Genomic DNA, 15,663 nt, shown 5'->3' with positions numbered 1-15,663 from the left:
TGTGCTTCCATTTTTGGTGCTGGTCGGCTCCTGGGTGGTGCTGCGGGGTGTGGGCCTGATCGGCGTCGAGGTTCTCGACGGGTGGCAGCCCGCGTTGCGTGGGGCGCTGGCGATCATGTTCTTGCTGACCGCGTCGGCGCACTGGGGTTCGCGGCGGGCCGACCTGGTGGCGATGGTGCCGCCGCGGCTGCCGCGGCCGGAGTTGCTGGTAACCGTCACCGGGGTGCTGGAGGTCGTGGGGGCGTTCGGGCTGCTCGTGCCAGCGACCGCGCCGTACGCGGCGATCGGTCTGGCGCTGCTGCTGGTGGCGATGTTCCCGGCGAACGTGCACGCGGCGCGGCGGAAGGGCAGCATGGGAGGGCGTCCGGTGACCCCGTTGGGCCTGCGCAGCGTGATTCAGGTGGTGTTCCTCGCCGCGGCCGTGGGGGCGGCGGTCTAGACACAGCGATGGCGGCCGCCCGCTGGCGGCCGCCATCTGCTGGATCCCTGCGGTCAGACCTGACCGTGGTCCGGCTTCACCTGGCCCTGGCCCGGCTTGACCTCTCCGCGCCAGCCGCCGGTCTCCTGACCGCGACGCTCGATGAAGCCCTTGAAGCGCTCCAGATCGCCGCGCACCTTGCCCTTGACGGCGCCCACGAGGTCGCCGGTCTTCTCGACCAAGCCCTCGGGCTCGTACTCCATGCGCAGGTTCACCCTGGTCTTGTCCGGGGTGACCTCGGTGAAGGACACCGTGCCGTCCTGCTTGGGGCCTTCCACCACTCGCCAGGACACGCGCTGGTCGGGCACCTGGTGCTCGATCTTGGCGTCGAACTCCCTGCGCTGCCCGCCGATCGCCACGACCCAGTGGGTCATGGTCGGGGTGCGCTGGTCCACTCGCTCGACACCGTCCATGAACTCCGGGAACGACTCGAACTGGGTCCACTGGTTGTAGGCGGTGCGTACGGGAACCGCGACTTCGATGTGTTCCTCGATGACACTCACGTCAAGCCTCCTGTTCGTCTCGCTTGGAGGCCTACCCGACAAGGTGACACGCAAACTCGCGATCAGAGCATCAGGACGTCGGTGACGGGCATCGAGGAGTCCGCCGGGATGGTCAGCGGGGAGGCCGGTGCACCGGCCGCGAGCAGGTGCGCGCCGAGCGCGGCGACCATAGCGCCGTTGTCGGTGCACAGCTTCGGACGCGGCACCCGAAGTCGGACGCCCGCAGCCGCGCAGCGCTCCTCGGCCAGCGCCCGCAGCCGCGAGTTGGCCGCGACGCCGCCGCCGATGAGCAGGTGGTCGATGTCCTTCTCGCGGGCGGCGCGGATCGCCTTCGCGGTGAGGACGTCCACCACGGCTTCCTGGAAGGACGCGGCGACATCGGAGACCGGCACATCGCGGCCCTCCCGGCGGGCCTGCTCGATCCAGCGGGCCACCGCGGTTTTGAGGCCGGAGAAGGAGAAGTCGTAGGCCGCGTCGCGGGGCCCGGTCAGGCCGCGCGGGAAGGCGATGGCCGCCGGGTCACCCTTGCGGGCGGCGCGGTCGATGTGCGGACCGCCGGGGAACGGCAGTCCGAGCAGCCGGGCCACCTTGTCGAAGGCCTCGCCCGCCGCGTCGTCGATGGTCGCGCCGAGTTGGGTGATCGGCCCAGCGAGGTCGGGCACCTCCAGCAGGCTGGAGTGGCCGCCGGAGACCAGCAGCGCGAGCGCGGGACCGGGCAGCGGCCCGTGTTCCAGGGTGTCCACCGCGACGTGCGCGGAGAGGTGGTTCACGCCGTAGAGCGGCACGTCCCAGGCCGTGGCGTAGGCCTTCGCCGCGGCGACGCCGACGACCAGCGCGCCGGTCAGCCCCGGCCCTGAGGTCACCGCGACAGCGTCCACATCGGACCCGTAGATGCCCGCGGTCAGCATGGCGCGCTGCACGGTGGGGACCATCGCCTCGACGTGGGCGCGGCTGGCCACCTCCGGCACCACCCCGCCGAAGCGGGCGTGCTGGTCCACACTGGACGCGACCTCGTCGGCGAGCAGTTCGACCCGCCCGTCGGCGTGCAGCCGGACGACGCCGACCCCGGTCTCGTCGCAGGACGTCTCGATGCCGAGCACGATTCCGCCACCGAGCGCGCGGCTCATCCGATCCTCCTGTTGTCGTCCACTGTGGATGCCGGAACGGCGAGCCTACGCATGGTGAAGGCATCGGCACCCGATGGCTGGTAGTACCGCTTGCGCAGCCCCACCACCTCGAACCCGTGCGCCTGGTACAGCCCGATCGCGGTCTGGTTGTCGGTGCGCACCTCGAGGAAGGTGGTGGCGCCGACCTCGTCCACGATGGACAGCAGTCCGCGCAGCAGCGCCTTTCCGATCCCCTTGCCCTGCCACCCGGGGTCCACGCCGATGGTGTGCACCTCGGCCTCGGGATGGGGCGGCGATGCGATCAACGCGATTCCCGCATAGCCGACCAGGCGGTCGTCGATACGCGCCGCGAGGTAGGGGTGTCCGGCCTCGAGTTCGGTGGCGAACATGCGCACGGTCCACGGGTCCTCGCCGGGGAACAACGCGCTCTCCAGCTCCGCGCACCGCGTCAGGTCCTCGGGCCGCAGCCGGTCGATGATCACCCCGTGCTCACCGGCTTGATCCCGTTGGGCTCCACCGCATCGGGCTTGCGCAGGTACAGCGGCGTCAGGTCCGAGGACGGCGCCCGCTTCTCCAGCAGCGGCAGCGCTTCGGTGACCAGCCCGAACGCCGAGGGGTAATCCAGCTGTTCCAGTCGGGGCTCCGCCCGGTCGAACGCCTCGGCGTACAGCTGCCCGCCGTGTCCGACCACAGCGCCGATGCCCAGCTGGTCGAGCTTGAGCCGCAGGGCGGCGGGCTTGCACACGCTGGGGCCCATGGCGATGCCGTCCCGCAGGACGATCAGCCAGTACACCTCTTTGCGGCGGGCGTCGGTGACCACCGCGAAACCCGAGTAGCACTCCCTCCGCTCCTTGATGCGCATCTCAGCGGCGATGGCCCGCAGCGAGGAGACCGCGTAGACCGGCACCTCCAACGCGTCGGACAGCGCCGCGGCGGTGACCATGCCGACCCGCAGCCCGGTGAACGGCCCCGGCCCGGACCCGCACACCACGGCGTCCACATCGCCCAGCGTCTTGCCCGCATCGGACAGCACGGCGTTGACCTGCACCATCAGCTGCTCGGCATGAGCACGGGGGTCGATCACCCTGCGGTCGGGCACCAGCGGCACGGGGTGATCCGACTCGGGGCTGAAGGCCTCGACCAGCCCGGCGGTGACCGCCGGCGTCGCGGTGTCCACGGCAAGCACAAGCACGGCAATCAAACCTACACGGCGTCTTCGGAGGCGTTTCCGCAGGTAGAAAATGCGTTGCCGCTGATCGTCCGGCACGGGATAGTTGTGCCCGTCGAGCACGTGAAAGGAGGCGAGAGCGATGAGCATGCGACACCTCAGTACTGAGCGAATGGAACGGTGCTTCCGCGCTCACGCCCGCCCCGACAGGCGTGACCGACACCCAGGCTTTCCGACCCGGTAGGTACCGGCCGCACTCGGAAGCCGCCCTTCGCTCGCCTCGGCGACCAGGGCGGTTTTTCTTTCCCCGACCTGGTGAGACGCGTCCCGGCGCGCGAACCGGCACCGGGGAGTGCCGAGCCCGAAATCCGCAGCGCCGGAGCACGGTGTGCCCAAGCCCGCGCTCCACCGACCGCATCGCGGTGTGGACGCGTCTCGCCTTCCCCACGCTTCTGTAGCTCAGCAGGACAGAGCACGGCATTACGAATGCCGAGGTCCCAGGTTCGAGTCCTGGCAGGAGTACGTACCGCCCAAGGATGGTTGTACAGCTCCGGGAACGGGTTGCGCCGTTCCCGGAGCGCACGCCCTCGTGGTCCAACGGACGACGACACCGGGCTTCGAACCCGGGGATACAGGTTCGATTCCTGTCGGGGGCACCGGGTTCTACGTCGGCAGGAAGTGCACGACGACACGGTGGCGGTTGTCGTGCAGCCATTGGCTGACGGCGTCGGGGGGACGCGGTAAGCGGCAGTCGGTGATCACCGCGATCCGGCGGTTGGCCTGGGTGGACAGCCTGGCGAGGAAGTCGACGAGCACCGGACTGCCCGTGCTGTCGGGGTAGGTCGCGAAGGTGACCGAGCCCCGGTTGGACACCGCGGACAGCAGGGGCGTGTCCTGGTGGAGGGCCGAGCGCATGGTGCGGCTGCCTGCCCACAGGATTTGGGCGCCGTCGGCGCGGGCGGCGCGCATGAGGATCGGATAGTCGCGGTCGCGCCAGCGGGTGACGGCGGTGGGACGCCTGCGCAGGGCGTCTTCCAGGGGACGGGCGGGCTGGAAGCCCCACAGGCGCAGGTAGTTGCCGACCGAGGTGATGCTGAGGCGGACGCCCAGCCGGGTGTCGATCAGGTCGGCAACGGCTTGTCTGGTCCACAGCAGGTACGGCAGGCCGAAGCGGTCGGGGGTGCCGGTGAGCAGGGGTGTGATGATCTCGTTCTGCATCTCGGTGGTGAGCAGTTGCTGCTCGCCGCGGCGGCGGCCGCGTTTGCGTGGGGCCAGGGCGCTGTGGCCCGCGGTGCGGTAGTCGCGGACCCAGCCGCACACGGTCTGGCGGGACACACCGAAGATTCTGGCCACCTCGGCCTGGGTGGCCCCGGAGACGACCGCGTGCACGGCGCGGCGGCGCAGGTCCTCCAGCGCCTCGGGGGACAGCTTCCTCGCGTCGCGCCTGGTCACCACGGGAACCTTCACCTGCTGGGTCGCGGAATACCTGGGGATGTGCGAAATCGTTCTCACGGCACGCTCCAATACCGTCATGGGCGGACGTCCACCGCGGTGGTGACGGTGGCCTGGTCGATTTCCGAGGTGCGCACGGTGACCGCGAGCCGCCACCGGCCGGGCAGCGGCAGCGCCGTGCTGGTGAGGAAGTGGCCGGGGCCCGCATTGGCGACCTGCACCTGCATCGGGCCGACCGAGCGTTCGGGCAGGTGTAGCCGCAGCGTCAGTTCCGGGACGTCCTTGGGCCTGCCGCCAGGGTCGAGCACCTGGATGTGCACGCCGTTCAGGCCGACCTGCGCGGGGTCGACCACGATGGTCACCATGCCCTTGCCCACGGGGCCGGTGCCGGTGTCGAAGGGCAGCGCCATCATGGCCGGGCCCGCTGCCACCGGCTGGGCCTGCGGGCCATCGGCCCTGGCCTGCGCGGCGCGCGCGGGTTCGGTGTCGACCAGCATCGCGGTGAGGCCGAGGACCAGCACCGCGATCACCACCTCCACCGACACCAGGCGCCCGAAGCGGGTGACCTCGCTGTCGATGGGGCCGCGCCTCGCCCTGCGTTTCCCGGCGATGGTGGTGGCCTCGACGGTGTAGTGGCGGTGCACCCAGGATCGGGCCAGCGCGCCGAGTCCGACAAGCAGCAGCACCAGGGCGCCCTTGACCACGAGCAGCCAGCCGTAGGAGGTGTTGGTCAGCGCCGACAGGGTGCCGACCTGGCGCCAGCTTTGGTAGCTGCCGGTGGCCACCAGGATGCCGACGCACACCAGCGCTGTGCGGGAGAAGAGCGGCACCCCTTCGCGCATCGCCTGCACGTCCTTGCTTCGCAGCAGCACCGCAAGCGCGGCGAGGCCGCCGATCCAGACGCCCATGGCGCCGAGGTGCAGCACGTCGGCGGGCACGGCGATGAACACCTGGGAGCCCGCGCCACTGTGGTTGGCCAGCGCCCAGGTCGCGGCGAGCAGCGCTGCCGCATCCAGGATTGCCGCGGCTCTGCGCCGGAGGTTGCGCGAGGCAGGCGAACCTGGGTGGCGCAGCAACCACACCAGCCCGACAATCACGGCCAGCAGCAACACGATCCGGGCCGCCAACGCGATGCCCATGCGGGTGGTGAGGGTCGTGCCGAGGTCGAATCCGCCGGTGGCGTAGGGGCCGTACAGGAGCAGGCCCGCGACCGACGCGGTGAGCAGACCCGCCCAACTTGTCCACAGCAGAACGCGGACGGTGCGGCGCTGCGTGCCGGCGGGCCAGCAGACCGCGGTGAAGAACGCGATGCCCACCAGCAGCGCGAAGCAGGCGAACGCGAGCCAGCGGGAGACTGTGAACAGGGTCCCTGCGGTACCGCCCTGGTCGGCGACGGTGGGCACGGTGCCCGCGGCGGCGGTGGGGCGGCCGACGCTGAACACGAACGCACCCTGCACCGGGTGGGTGTCCGCGGAGACGGCCTTCCACGCCACCGTGTGCGAGCCCTGGCCAAGTTGGCCGGGCACCGTCACCGCGATCACGTCTGTGCGGTCGCCTGCATGCCTTGGGGCATCCAACAGCACGTCGTTGCCCGCCGGGTCGAGCAGGCGGACCGCGGCCAGGCCGAGTTCCACCGGCTCGTTGAAGGTCAGCATGATCTCCTTGGGCGCCTCGGCGAGCACCGAGTAGGCCGCTGGAGTGGCGGAGAGCAGCGTCGCGTGTGCACCGGCGGGCACCGCGAAGACGGTCAGGGCTCCGGCGCACAGCAGCAGAGCTGCCGCGATCCGCCGCAACAGAGGTAGGCACACGTTGGCCGCCTTTCAGGTCCGCGCTGGTTCCCGGATCTTTTTCGCCTCGGCATCGGGTGGCACCGGCACCGCCACAGGCTTGCGGCGCAGCACCAGCGCGATGGCGATGGCACCGGGCAACAACGCGACCAGCGCCAGCCACCGTGCGGTGAGGTCATCCGCGGCCGGCGGGGCGGCGGCAGCGGCGGTGGCGAGCGTGAGCACCGGCGCGGGGTTCTCCGGTTCCAGATCGCCCTGCGGGACCTCGATCCAGCGCACGACCTCGCCGTTGGAGTACGTCTGCAACGCCTTGAACACCAGTCGGTCGGTGTGCTCCGGCAGCCGTCCGAGCGCGACCTCGAAGTCCTGGTACTGCCCCGGCGCGATCTGCCCGCCGCGCCAGGTGATCGCGGTGATGGCCTCGGTGACCTCGTGGTGACCGGTCTTGACGGGCGCGGGCAGCTTCTCCTTACGGACCTCCGACGTCCAGCCAGGCACCGGCCGCACCGAGACCGAGGCCAGCGGATGGTCCTGCGGCAGCACGACCTCCAGCGCGACGGTCGATGCGGTGTCGCGTTCGTTGGGCACCCGGAAGGAGAACGTGCCGAAGCTGCCGGGCTCCGCGGTGTCGGGGCTCACCGATACGTGTGCGGCGGCGGGCGCCGCCAAGGCGATCAGGGCGAAAGCGGTGAGCAGCAGGGCTTTCAGGCGTGAACCCATGGTGGCTCCTTGGTAAGAGGGGATGCCGTGTGCCGGGCCGGGCCACCCGCCCGGCACACGGCGTGGATCGGCGTCAGGACGAGCCGAGAGGTAGTGGCGGTACCGGTGGGAGTTGGACCGGCAGCGGAAGGTCCGGCAGGGGCAGGGCGGCAGGCTCCACCTCGATGAAGGTGACGATTCCCTGCATGCCCTGCTTGGTCTCGGAGTGCGAGAAGATGTGGCAGTGGAACATCCACTTGCCGGGTTTGGTCGGGGTGAAGACCAGGTCGTAGGCCTGGCCCACGCCGACGTTCACGGTGTCCGCCCGTTGCGGGAAGAACGCCGGGTACCCGTCCTGCGCGGCGATCTCGAAGGCCGCACCGTGTAGGTGCATCGGGTGGATCATCTCCGGGCCGGTGCCGATGACCCGCAGCCGAACCCGCTCGCCGACCCTGGCCTTGAGCGGAGTCGTCTTGGGGAAGACCCGCCCGTTGATGGTGAAGCCGAGCAGGCCGTCGCCGACCATCACCCGGTAGTCCCGGTCGGCGTGGATGTCACCGATCCTGGGCACCACCTCCAGCGAGCCGAACAGACCGCGCCCGATCTGGGTGCCGTCCATATGCGAGTGGTACCAGTGGGTTCCGGTGGCCACCGCGGTCCACTCGTAGGTGTAGGTCTCGCCGGGCATGATGTGCGGCTGGGTGACCGGCGCGACGCCGTCCTGGCTGTTGGGCAGGACCATCCCGTGCCAGTGCACGGAGGTGTCCTCGGGAAGATCGTTCTTGACGATGATCTTCACCTTGTCGCCCTCGTTCACCCTGATCACCGGGCCGGGCACGACGCCGTTGAAGGCATAGGCGTCCTTGAACACGCCCGGCGCCGTCTCCAGCTTCATCGGCGCGGCCCGAAGGTGGAACACCTTGACGCCGCCCTGGGTGTCGACATTGGCCAGCCGCGTGCCGTCGCCGAGGTCCTTGCCGACGTTCTCCGGCACGCCCTCCGCGACGGGCACCGCCAGGGTGCCCGGCGCGGTGCCGTGTGCCATCGGCATCGCGGCGGGCCGCACCGCGGGTGCCTGGGCTGCGATGGTGAACATCCCGGCGATGAGCGCGGCCGTGAGGGTCAGCGACAACGCGCCCCACACCGGCCGTGGCAGGCCGGTGGGGTGACGCAGCCGGTAGGACGCCAGCCGGTTCCGCCACTGTGGAATCTGCATGGGGTTCCCTTCCGAGAACCGCCGAGCGGGGCCGGGGAGCCCACCCCTGAACTTGAGCTTCCCGGCCCGTTTCTCGGCGGAATCGCTAACAGACGGACCGGTGCTGGACCGGGTTGATCTGCCGGCAGGTCAGCTGCTCACGCATCGGTCCCGCGGGAACCTGCTGCGACCAGCCCTCGTATGCCAGCGGAATGGCAAGGACTCCCTGGCCACCGAAGCCGTTGTACTCGACGATCTCGTCGTCGGTAGCGGTGGCGTCGGTGGCGTTGAGGAGCTTCTTGCCCACGATCGCGGCGTCGGCGGGGTTGCCGTCGCCGTTGGGATCGGGGTCGATCACCATCCAGGCGTTGGCGAACTTGGACGAGACGTAGCCGTAGTAGCCGCCGCCCTTCTTGTGGCCGAAGTTGATGCCGTGGCAGCCCGCGTCACAGGGCAGGTACTTCACGACCTTGTCCGTCTTCGGGTCGATCACCGTGATGAGGCTGGTGAGCGTGTTCGCGACCAAGACGGCGCTGTTGTCCGGCGAGACCGGCAGCTGGATCGGCAGACCGCCCCAGGCACCCGGCGTCTTCACGCCGCTGACCGGGTCGTATCCCGCCCACAGATCGATGGTCTTGTTGTGGGCCTTGCCGCCGCTGTCGGTGTTGCACGCGTCCTTCGCGGTGAGCGAGATGCAGGACACGCTGGCGCCGAGGAAGTTGGCCTCATAGGCCTTGCTGCCGTCGGCGGTCATGCCGCTGGCGATCGGAAGCTCGCCGGTGGCTTCCTTCCTGATCTTGCCGGTCGGGATGTCGACGACGGTGGCGTCGTAGGTGTTGACGTTCGGCGTGATCATCGTCTTGCCGTCGCCGGTCATCCAGTGCGCGTGCGGGTGGGCGATCTTCTCGCCCGGCATCTGCACCGGAATGCGGCGGTCGACCTTGGTGGCGCCGGGACTGAGCTCGACCACGCTGCTGCCGCCGTTGATGGCGATGTGCAGTTGGTCGGTGTCGGTCCTGGTCATCACGTGCGACGGGTCGGGTCCGACGGTGATCTGCCGGACGAAGGCACCCGTGGCGCGGTCGAAGACGTCGAGTTTGTCGTTGAACCACTCCGTTTGGTAGATGTACTTGTAGTCCTTGTCGGTCCACATGTTGTGCGGGTTGTTCATGTTGATGCCCGGCAACGCGACCTTGCGGGCCACCTCGAAGGTGGTCGCGTCGATCTTGGTGGCCGTGCCCGACTTGGACTTGCGCTTGGTCTTCTCCATCTGGGCGTCGATCCAGACCTCGCCGACACCCGGCACGGACGGCTTCAGGTTCGCCGCGGGAAGCGTCTTCGGCTCGCTGAACTTCTGCTGGAAGTAGGCGTCCAGGCTGGGGATCAGCACCGGCTTGCCTTCACCGTCGTATTGCAGGATCGGGGCGACCGGGTACACCGGGTCCCAGGTGGTTTCCTTGTCGGCGCTGAAGTTCTGCCAGTTACGCGGGGCGGTGATGTTGAAGAACTTCTGCACCAGCTGCTGGATGATGTCCGCCGACGACGGCACGTTGAGGCCCCGGCTGTTGACCTTGAGCTTCTTGCCGAAGTCCAGGCCGATGGTCAGCGGGTCGTCCACCACGGCCGCACCGAGCATGTACGGGTGGATCTTGCACGCCCAGGCGTACAGACCCGGCTCGGTGATCTCGTAGCTCTGGCTGCCGGTGAACGCGGCGGCCTGGTCGAAGTGCTTGGCGGCCTCCGGCCAGATCAGACCGGTCACCGAGTGCACCGAGGCGGCCGCGGGGGCGGCCACGTCGAAGTTGACCTTCAACGGCACGGTCAACTGCTTCGTGGTGTTCCGCAGGTCCTCCAGCAGGCCCTCCAACTCGACGCCCACCGGGAGGTCGGTGAGCGTGAGCGGAACGCCTGGCGGAGCCGCCGCGATGTCCTTGGACATCCGCTCGATCAGGACGCTGGCCTTCTTGGCCCGCGCGTCGTTCGGGCCCACCAGGGTGGTCACCGACTGACGCAGGTTGTCCAGGTTGAGCAGCTTCAGCGGGTCGACACCCAGGTTGCCGATCAGCGGCAGCGTGGGAGCCTGCTGCTGCGGAGCGGTGCCTGCCGGGATCGCCGCCGTGGGCAGCGGGGGCACCCCGCCACCGACCGCGGGCAGACCCGGGAGACCGGGCAGGCCCGGCAGTTCCGGCAGACCCGGTAGCTGCGGGAGACCGGGGGCCGCGGGAAGCAGGTTGGTCAGCTTCTCGAGGTCGGTGTTCAGCAGCGCGTTCGGATCGGTCGGCAGGCTGGACAGCCCGACCCTGGGCAGCACGGCGGCCGCCAAGGACTGGGTGCCGAACAGGTTGAGGTTGGTGTCGAACCATTCGCCCTGGTTGTCAGTCAGGTCGAACTGGATCGGCACCGGACCGACCCCGACCGGCAGGCCCGGTTGTGCCGAGTGCGTCGAGGTCGGAGGCGGGTTGCCGCCGGTCGGCGAGGGCACGGTCGGCTGGGTGGTGGTCGGCTGGGGCGTTGTCGTCCCGCCGGTCGTTGTCGTCGGAGGGGCCGTGGTGCTGGTGGGCTCCGCCGTCGTGGTGGTGGGGTCCGCCGTGGTTGTCGTCGGGTCCGCGGTGGTCGTGGTGGGCGGCATGGTCGTGGTCGTCGGAGGAGCCCCGCCGCCGGTCACGGTGATCTGGCCGAGCATGTCCGGGTGGAACCGACAGTGGTAGGTGTAGGTGCCCGGCGTGGTGAACTGCACCTCGTAGTTCTGGCCGGGTGCCTGGTCGGCGGACTGGGGTGTGCCGCTGTCACCGACGACACTGTGGATCGTGCCGTCTGACTCGTCGTTGGTCCAGACGACAGTGTCGCCGACGCTGATGTCCAGCGTGCTCGGCAGGAACTGGGTGTTCTGCTGCTTGACGTTGAACGTCGCCGCGGAGGCGACGTTCACCAGCACAAAGCCGAGCACGGTCATCGTCAGCGCCACTACGGGCGCCACGATCCGGACGGTCCGGGACCTCGCGGACAGCAGTCCGCGTGTCCAGGGGGGTGGTCGCATGGTTTCCCTTTCTCTCCTCCTGCACCGGGCAGGCAGCGTGCGTTGCGGTGGAAGACATCCACTGACGCCTGTGTCAGCCGGCCTGGAAAATGGGCGACACAGAGTCGCTCGACCGTGGAGAGAATCACCGACATTTGCGCTCTCTGCCGCGGAGCCGACATCAGGGGGTTTGGTTGGACAAATACATCGCAAATACTGCGAGTTTGTGCGTCTAACACATCTCTGATCCGTTAAGGCTGCGTAATCAGAGCCTCACTCCGAGGAATAAATCCGCGTGAGAGATGATTGCCATCGCAATTAAAAGCCATTTTCAGGACTGCCCGCACACCGCGCCGACCGTCGATGTGAGGTCAACGCCGCCGGTCAGGGCATGTCCACACAGGCCTGCGGGCCCTGAGCGGCAGTCAGGCTTTTAACCTGCGGGTTCTCCGGCTGCCCGGCACAGGTGGACCACCGGGGCCACGTGGCGTACGACGCACTTCAACCTTCCGGCCCGCCGGACTGGTCCGGGCGGCCCATTCGACCTCCCGAAACAACTCGGCCAAATAGCCGACATGTGATGGAGCCGGCGACCGGTGCTCCATCCGAGTGGATACCGACGGGTAACCCTTTGCCTCCAGGCAATCGAGCTCCCAGACTCTTGTCACCCCCGATCACAAAACAGTTTCCTTGAACCTCGACCACCATTCCCGGTTCGACGGAATCGGTTGACGTGCGTTGTCACTTGCCGGGAACATCACCGGAACGGAGCGCGTTATTGCGCAGGCTAATTTTCACTCCGTGCCTTTTCCGCCCTTCCACCCGCGGGAGATGACGTGCCCAAACACCGCAGCCCGGACCCGAGCCGCAGACGCCTGCGGCTGCTCACCGCGAGCGCGGTGGTCCTGGCGATCGCGAGCGTCCCGGCGGACGCGGTCATGAAGAAGCAGACTGCGGATGCCGCGGGGCCGCCCGCCTCGCGGCCGCCGACCTACGTGCAGCCCGACGATGGGGTGTTCGGGGGCGTGCTCACCGGTCCGGAGCCCAGCGCCGTGCAGCCGCCGGGCGCGGTGACGCCGGTCGGCACCGGGAGCGCCGCGGGCATCCCGGCGATGATGATGTACGCCTACCGGTGGTCGGAATACGCCACCGCGCTGAGCCACCGACGGTGCAAGCTGCCGTGGACGCTGCTCGCGGCCATCGGCAAGGTGGAGACCAACCACGCCCGCAACGGGCATGTCGACCCCGGCGGCACGGCGGTGAACCCGATCTACGGCCCGCGGCTCGACGGGGCGGGCGGGTTCGCCGCGATCCGCGACACCGACGGCGGCAAGCTGGACGGCGACGCCCAGTGGGACCGCGCCGTCGGACCCATGCAGTTCATCCCCGGCACCTGGCGGGCCCACGGCGTCGACGCCAACCGGGACGGCAACACCAATCCGCAGAACGTCTTCGACGCCACCGCCTCCGCGGGCCGCTACCTGTGCGCGGGCGGGCGGGACCTGTCCGACCGCACCCACCTGGTGGCTGCGGTGCTGAGCTACAACCCATCGACGGAGTACGTGCGGACCGTGCTGGCCTGGGCCAACACCTACTCGGCAGGCGCCACCGCCGCACCGGTCGGCCCACCGCAGACCGGTCGCCCGCAGCCCCCGGACCAGGCCCGCCCCCAGCCGCCCAGCGGGCTCCCGCCCATGCCGCCGTCCTCATCGCCCTCCCTGCCGCCCTCCACCCAACCCGGCGGGCCGCCCGGCAGCGCTCCGAACCCGCCTGGTGCGCCACCGCCCGACGCCGACGGGTGCCTATTGCGGTTGGCGGAGCTCGGCATCGACGCCAAGGCACTGGGGCTCGAGACGGACCTGGCCTGCCGGGACTACCTGCTCAAACTCGGCGAGATCGAGCTCAGCGACCAGCAGCCGGGCGAGCAGAAGCCGGGCGACCCGCTCGCGGGTCTACTGGCGCTGATCTCGCTCCAGCAGGGCAGCAGGCCGCTCGGGCAGTGAGGCCCGCACGCCGTCCAGCAGGCACCGCAGGCCGTAGTCGAACACCGCGTCCAGATCGTGGTCGAACTCCTGCGACACCACCCAGCCGAAGGTCGGCAGCCTGCCGCCCGCCAGCACCTTCCGCACGCCCTCCTGCTGGCGCTCCACCCACTCCTCGTTGGTGATACCGGTGTCCTGGCGGGCCTGTGCCTCCGATTGCAGGCTCAGCGCAGTGCCTCGGACGTGACCGATGACGCTGAGGTGGATGTACATCATGTCGTGCAGGTCGAAGCCCACCTCGCGCAGCGCGGTCAGGTTCCACTCGGCGTAGGCCAGCAGGTTGGGCAGTAGCTGCGGGCGGGTCATCGACAGCACCTCGGCCGCCCACGGATGCCGCCGGAACGCCGTCCACATCAGACGGGCAGCGGTCTCCAGCCGCTCGCGCCACCCCGCGGGTGCCTTGGCGGGCAGCGGGAACTCGCCGAACACGGTGTCGGCCATGAACAGCAGCAGGGCCTCCTTGCCCTGCACATGCCGGTACAGCGACATGGTGGCGGCGCCGAGTTGGGTGGCCACCCTGCGCATGGTCAGCATGGCCAGGCCCTCGGCGTCGGCGATGGCGATCGCCTCGCGCACGATGCGGTCGCGGGTGAGGTCGCCTTCCCGCCCGCCCGCGTCGGAGCGCACCACGGTGCCCGTTCCGGGCCGGGTGTCGACGAGCCCCTGCTCGCGGAGTGTCGCGATCACCTTGGTGGCGGTGGCCATCGCCACGCCCCAGTCCCGGGTGATCTCCCGAGTGGACGGCACCCGGTCGCCAGGGCGGAGCTCACCGCGTTCGATGCGGCCGCGGAGTTCGGCCGCGATCCGCAGATAGGGCGCCTCATTGGCCATCGTTTCTCCTGTCCGCACTAGTGCACCGCCGCGCGTTCCGCTGGGAACTCGCCAGTGCACTAGGACGCTTTCGCCGCCGGCTTGTACATCGTACGCAGGGCGTTTGTACGTTGTACGCAGCGGGGCTTTCCGAACACCTGAGGGGACACCATGGGCAAGGGCAGCGTTCTCATCTCCGGCGCGGGAATCGCCGGGTTGTCGGCGGCGTACTGGCTGCGGCGACGCGGCTTCACGCCGACGCTGGTGGAGCGGACGGACGAGTTGCGTTCCGGCGGCCAGGCCATCGACATCCGCGGCGCCGCGCGGGAGGTGGTGCGGCGGATGGGCATCCTGGACGAGGTCCGGGCCTGTCACACCGGTACCCACGGCATCGCGATCGTGGACGCCGCCGGGCGGCGGCGGGCCGAGATGACCGGGGAGGAGTTCGGCGACTCGGGCGGGATCATCGCCGAAATTGAGATCCTGCGCGGCGACCTGGTCCGCATCCTGCACGAGGCCGCGGGCACCGACGTCGAATGCCTCTACGGCGACACGATCACCGGCCTCGTGGAGCACGGAGACGGCGTCGAGGTCTCCTTCCGGCACGCCCCGGCGCGGTCCTTCGACTTGGTGATCGGGGCCGACGGCATCGGCTCCGCCGTGCGGGGCTTGGCTTTCGGTGCGGACGCGGTGCGCGACCTCGGGCACTACGGCGCCTACTTCACCGCGCGCACCCGTCTGGAGCTGAAGGGCTGGCAGCTCATGCACAACCTGCCCGCGGGCAACGGTGTCGGCGGGCGGGTGGTGATGCTGTACCCGATCGGCGACACCGGCGAGGTCCGCGCCATGCTGGCCTTCGTCTCCCCGGACCTGGCCGTGGACCGACGGGACATGCGGGCGCAGAAGGATCTGCTGGCCAGGGTGTTCGCGGGCGGGGGCTGGGAGCTGCCCGAGCTGCTCGACCAGCTTCGGGACGCCGACGACCTGTACTTCGCGCGGGCGGGCGAGGTCCGGCTGGACGCCTGGTCCCGCGGCCGGATCGTGCTGCTCGGTGATGCCGCGTTCGGCGGATCGCTGGGCATGGGCACCAGCATGGCGCTGGTCGGCGCGTACGTGCTGGCCGGTGAGCTTGCCGCGGATGGCGATCACCGGGTGGCGTTCGCGCGGTTCGACAACGAAATGCGGGGGTACGTCACGGCGAACCAGAAGCGCCCGCCGGGCGGCACCAGTGGTTTCGCGCCCAGCACGCGGCACGGCATCTGGCTGCGCAACCAGTTCATGCGGCTGCTGCCGCACCTGCCGGGCAAGAACAGGCTCAGCGGTGACATGCAGCGCGCCGCGAACCTGATCGACCTGAAGGACTACGGCTTCCAGACCGTGAGTTGA

General features: G+C 69.6%; 13 protein-coding genes and 2 tRNA genes. 5 read left to right on the top strand and 10 right to left on the bottom strand.

The features are described 5' to 3' along the window. Position 1: 1 nt before the first annotated feature. Complete coding sequence (locus ACU6XJ_RS13655) at positions 2-439, top strand: DoxX family protein (protein WP_476310639.1); 438 nt, start codon at positions 2-4, stop codon at positions 437-439. Between the two features lie 53 nt (positions 440-492). On the opposite strand, the gene ACU6XJ_RS13650 is transcribed toward ACU6XJ_RS13655, so the two are convergent. The 4 genes from ACU6XJ_RS13650 to tsaB all read right to left on the bottom strand — a co-directional run bounded on the left by ACU6XJ_RS13650 (position 493) and on the right by tsaB (position 3,300). Further along, positions 493-981 (bottom strand): SRPBCC family protein, encoded by a 489-nt coding sequence (locus ACU6XJ_RS13650; protein WP_476310636.1) that lies wholly within the window; start codon positions 979-981, stop codon positions 493-495. Between the two features lie 62 nt (positions 982-1,043). Then, a complete protein-coding gene (tsaD, locus tag ACU6XJ_RS13645; protein WP_476310633.1) occupies positions 1,044-2,108 on the bottom strand; it encodes a tRNA (adenosine(37)-N6)-threonylcarbamoyltransferase complex transferase subunit TsaD in 1,065 nt (354 codons plus the stop codon). Continuing rightward, positions 2,105-2,590 (bottom strand): ribosomal protein S18-alanine N-acetyltransferase, encoded by a 486-nt coding sequence (rimI, locus tag ACU6XJ_RS13640; protein WP_476310631.1) that lies wholly within the window; start codon positions 2,588-2,590, stop codon positions 2,105-2,107. The genes tsaD and rimI overlap by 4 nt, the downstream gene beginning before the upstream one ends. Next, positions 2,587-3,300, bottom strand: a complete 714-nt coding sequence (gene tsaB, locus ACU6XJ_RS13635) for a tRNA (adenosine(37)-N6)-threonylcarbamoyltransferase complex dimerization subunit type 1 TsaB (RefSeq protein WP_476310628.1) — start codon at positions 3,298-3,300, stop codon at positions 2,587-2,589. The genes rimI and tsaB overlap by 4 nt, the downstream gene beginning before the upstream one ends. A gap of 424 nt (positions 3,301-3,724) precedes the next feature. Here tsaB and ACU6XJ_RS13630 point away from each other — a divergent pair. Next, a tRNA-Arg gene (locus tag ACU6XJ_RS13630) sits at positions 3,725-3,798 on the top strand. Between the two features lie 61 nt (positions 3,799-3,859). Next, positions 3,860-3,932: transfer RNA gene (locus ACU6XJ_RS13625), tRNA-Arg, on the top strand. 7 nt (positions 3,933-3,939) lie between these two features. On the opposite strand, the gene ACU6XJ_RS13620 is transcribed toward ACU6XJ_RS13625, so the two are convergent. The 5 genes from ACU6XJ_RS13620 to ACU6XJ_RS13600 all read right to left on the bottom strand — a co-directional run bounded on the left by ACU6XJ_RS13620 (position 3,940) and on the right by ACU6XJ_RS13600 (position 11,386). Then, the gene (locus ACU6XJ_RS13620) at positions 3,940-4,788 is read right to left on the bottom strand and encodes a helix-turn-helix domain-containing protein (RefSeq protein WP_476310625.1); all 849 of its coding nucleotides are present in this window, start codon (positions 4,786-4,788) and stop codon (positions 3,940-3,942) included. Positions 4,789-4,805: 17 nt separating this feature from the next. Then, positions 4,806-6,536: a copper resistance CopC/CopD family protein gene (locus ACU6XJ_RS13615; protein ID WP_476310622.1), complete on the bottom strand. Its 1,731-nt coding sequence runs from the start codon at positions 6,534-6,536 to the stop codon at positions 4,806-4,808. Positions 6,537-6,548: 12 nt separating this feature from the next. Continuing rightward, a complete protein-coding gene (locus ACU6XJ_RS13610; RefSeq protein ID WP_476310620.1) occupies positions 6,549-7,235 on the bottom strand; it encodes a YcnI family protein in 687 nt (228 codons plus the stop codon). A gap of 73 nt (positions 7,236-7,308) precedes the next feature. Beyond that, entirely contained in the window at positions 7,309-8,430 is a 1,122-nt protein-coding gene (locus ACU6XJ_RS13605) for a multicopper oxidase domain-containing protein (RefSeq protein ID WP_476310617.1), read from the bottom strand. A gap of 85 nt (positions 8,431-8,515) precedes the next feature. After that, the gene (locus ACU6XJ_RS13600; protein ID WP_476310615.1) at positions 8,516-11,386 is read right to left on the bottom strand and encodes a plastocyanin/azurin family copper-binding protein; all 2,871 of its coding nucleotides are present in this window, start codon (positions 11,384-11,386) and stop codon (positions 8,516-8,518) included. Between the two features lie 875 nt (positions 11,387-12,261). Here ACU6XJ_RS13600 and ACU6XJ_RS13595 point away from each other — a divergent pair. Beyond that, the gene (locus ACU6XJ_RS13595; RefSeq protein WP_476310612.1) at positions 12,262-13,428 is read left to right on the top strand and encodes a lytic transglycosylase domain-containing protein; all 1,167 of its coding nucleotides are present in this window, start codon (positions 12,262-12,264) and stop codon (positions 13,426-13,428) included. Here ACU6XJ_RS13595 and ACU6XJ_RS13590 read toward each other — a convergent pair. Then, complete coding sequence (locus tag ACU6XJ_RS13590) at positions 13,378-14,298, bottom strand: TetR/AcrR family transcriptional regulator C-terminal domain-containing protein (protein ID WP_476310610.1); 921 nt, start codon at positions 14,296-14,298, stop codon at positions 13,378-13,380. The two genes, ACU6XJ_RS13595 and ACU6XJ_RS13590, sit on opposite strands and share 51 nt — an antisense overlap. Before the next feature lie 150 nt (positions 14,299-14,448). On the opposite strand from ACU6XJ_RS13590, the gene ACU6XJ_RS13585 reads away from it, so the two are divergent. After that, positions 14,449-15,663: an FAD-dependent monooxygenase gene (locus tag ACU6XJ_RS13585; protein WP_476310607.1), complete on the top strand. Its 1,215-nt coding sequence runs from the start codon at positions 14,449-14,451 to the stop codon at positions 15,661-15,663.

The sequence above is a fragment of the Actinorectispora metalli genome, from assembly GCF_056323685.1.
Note: the sequence above shows the minus strand (reverse complement) of the source record. Positions and strands in the feature narration are given on the sequence as shown.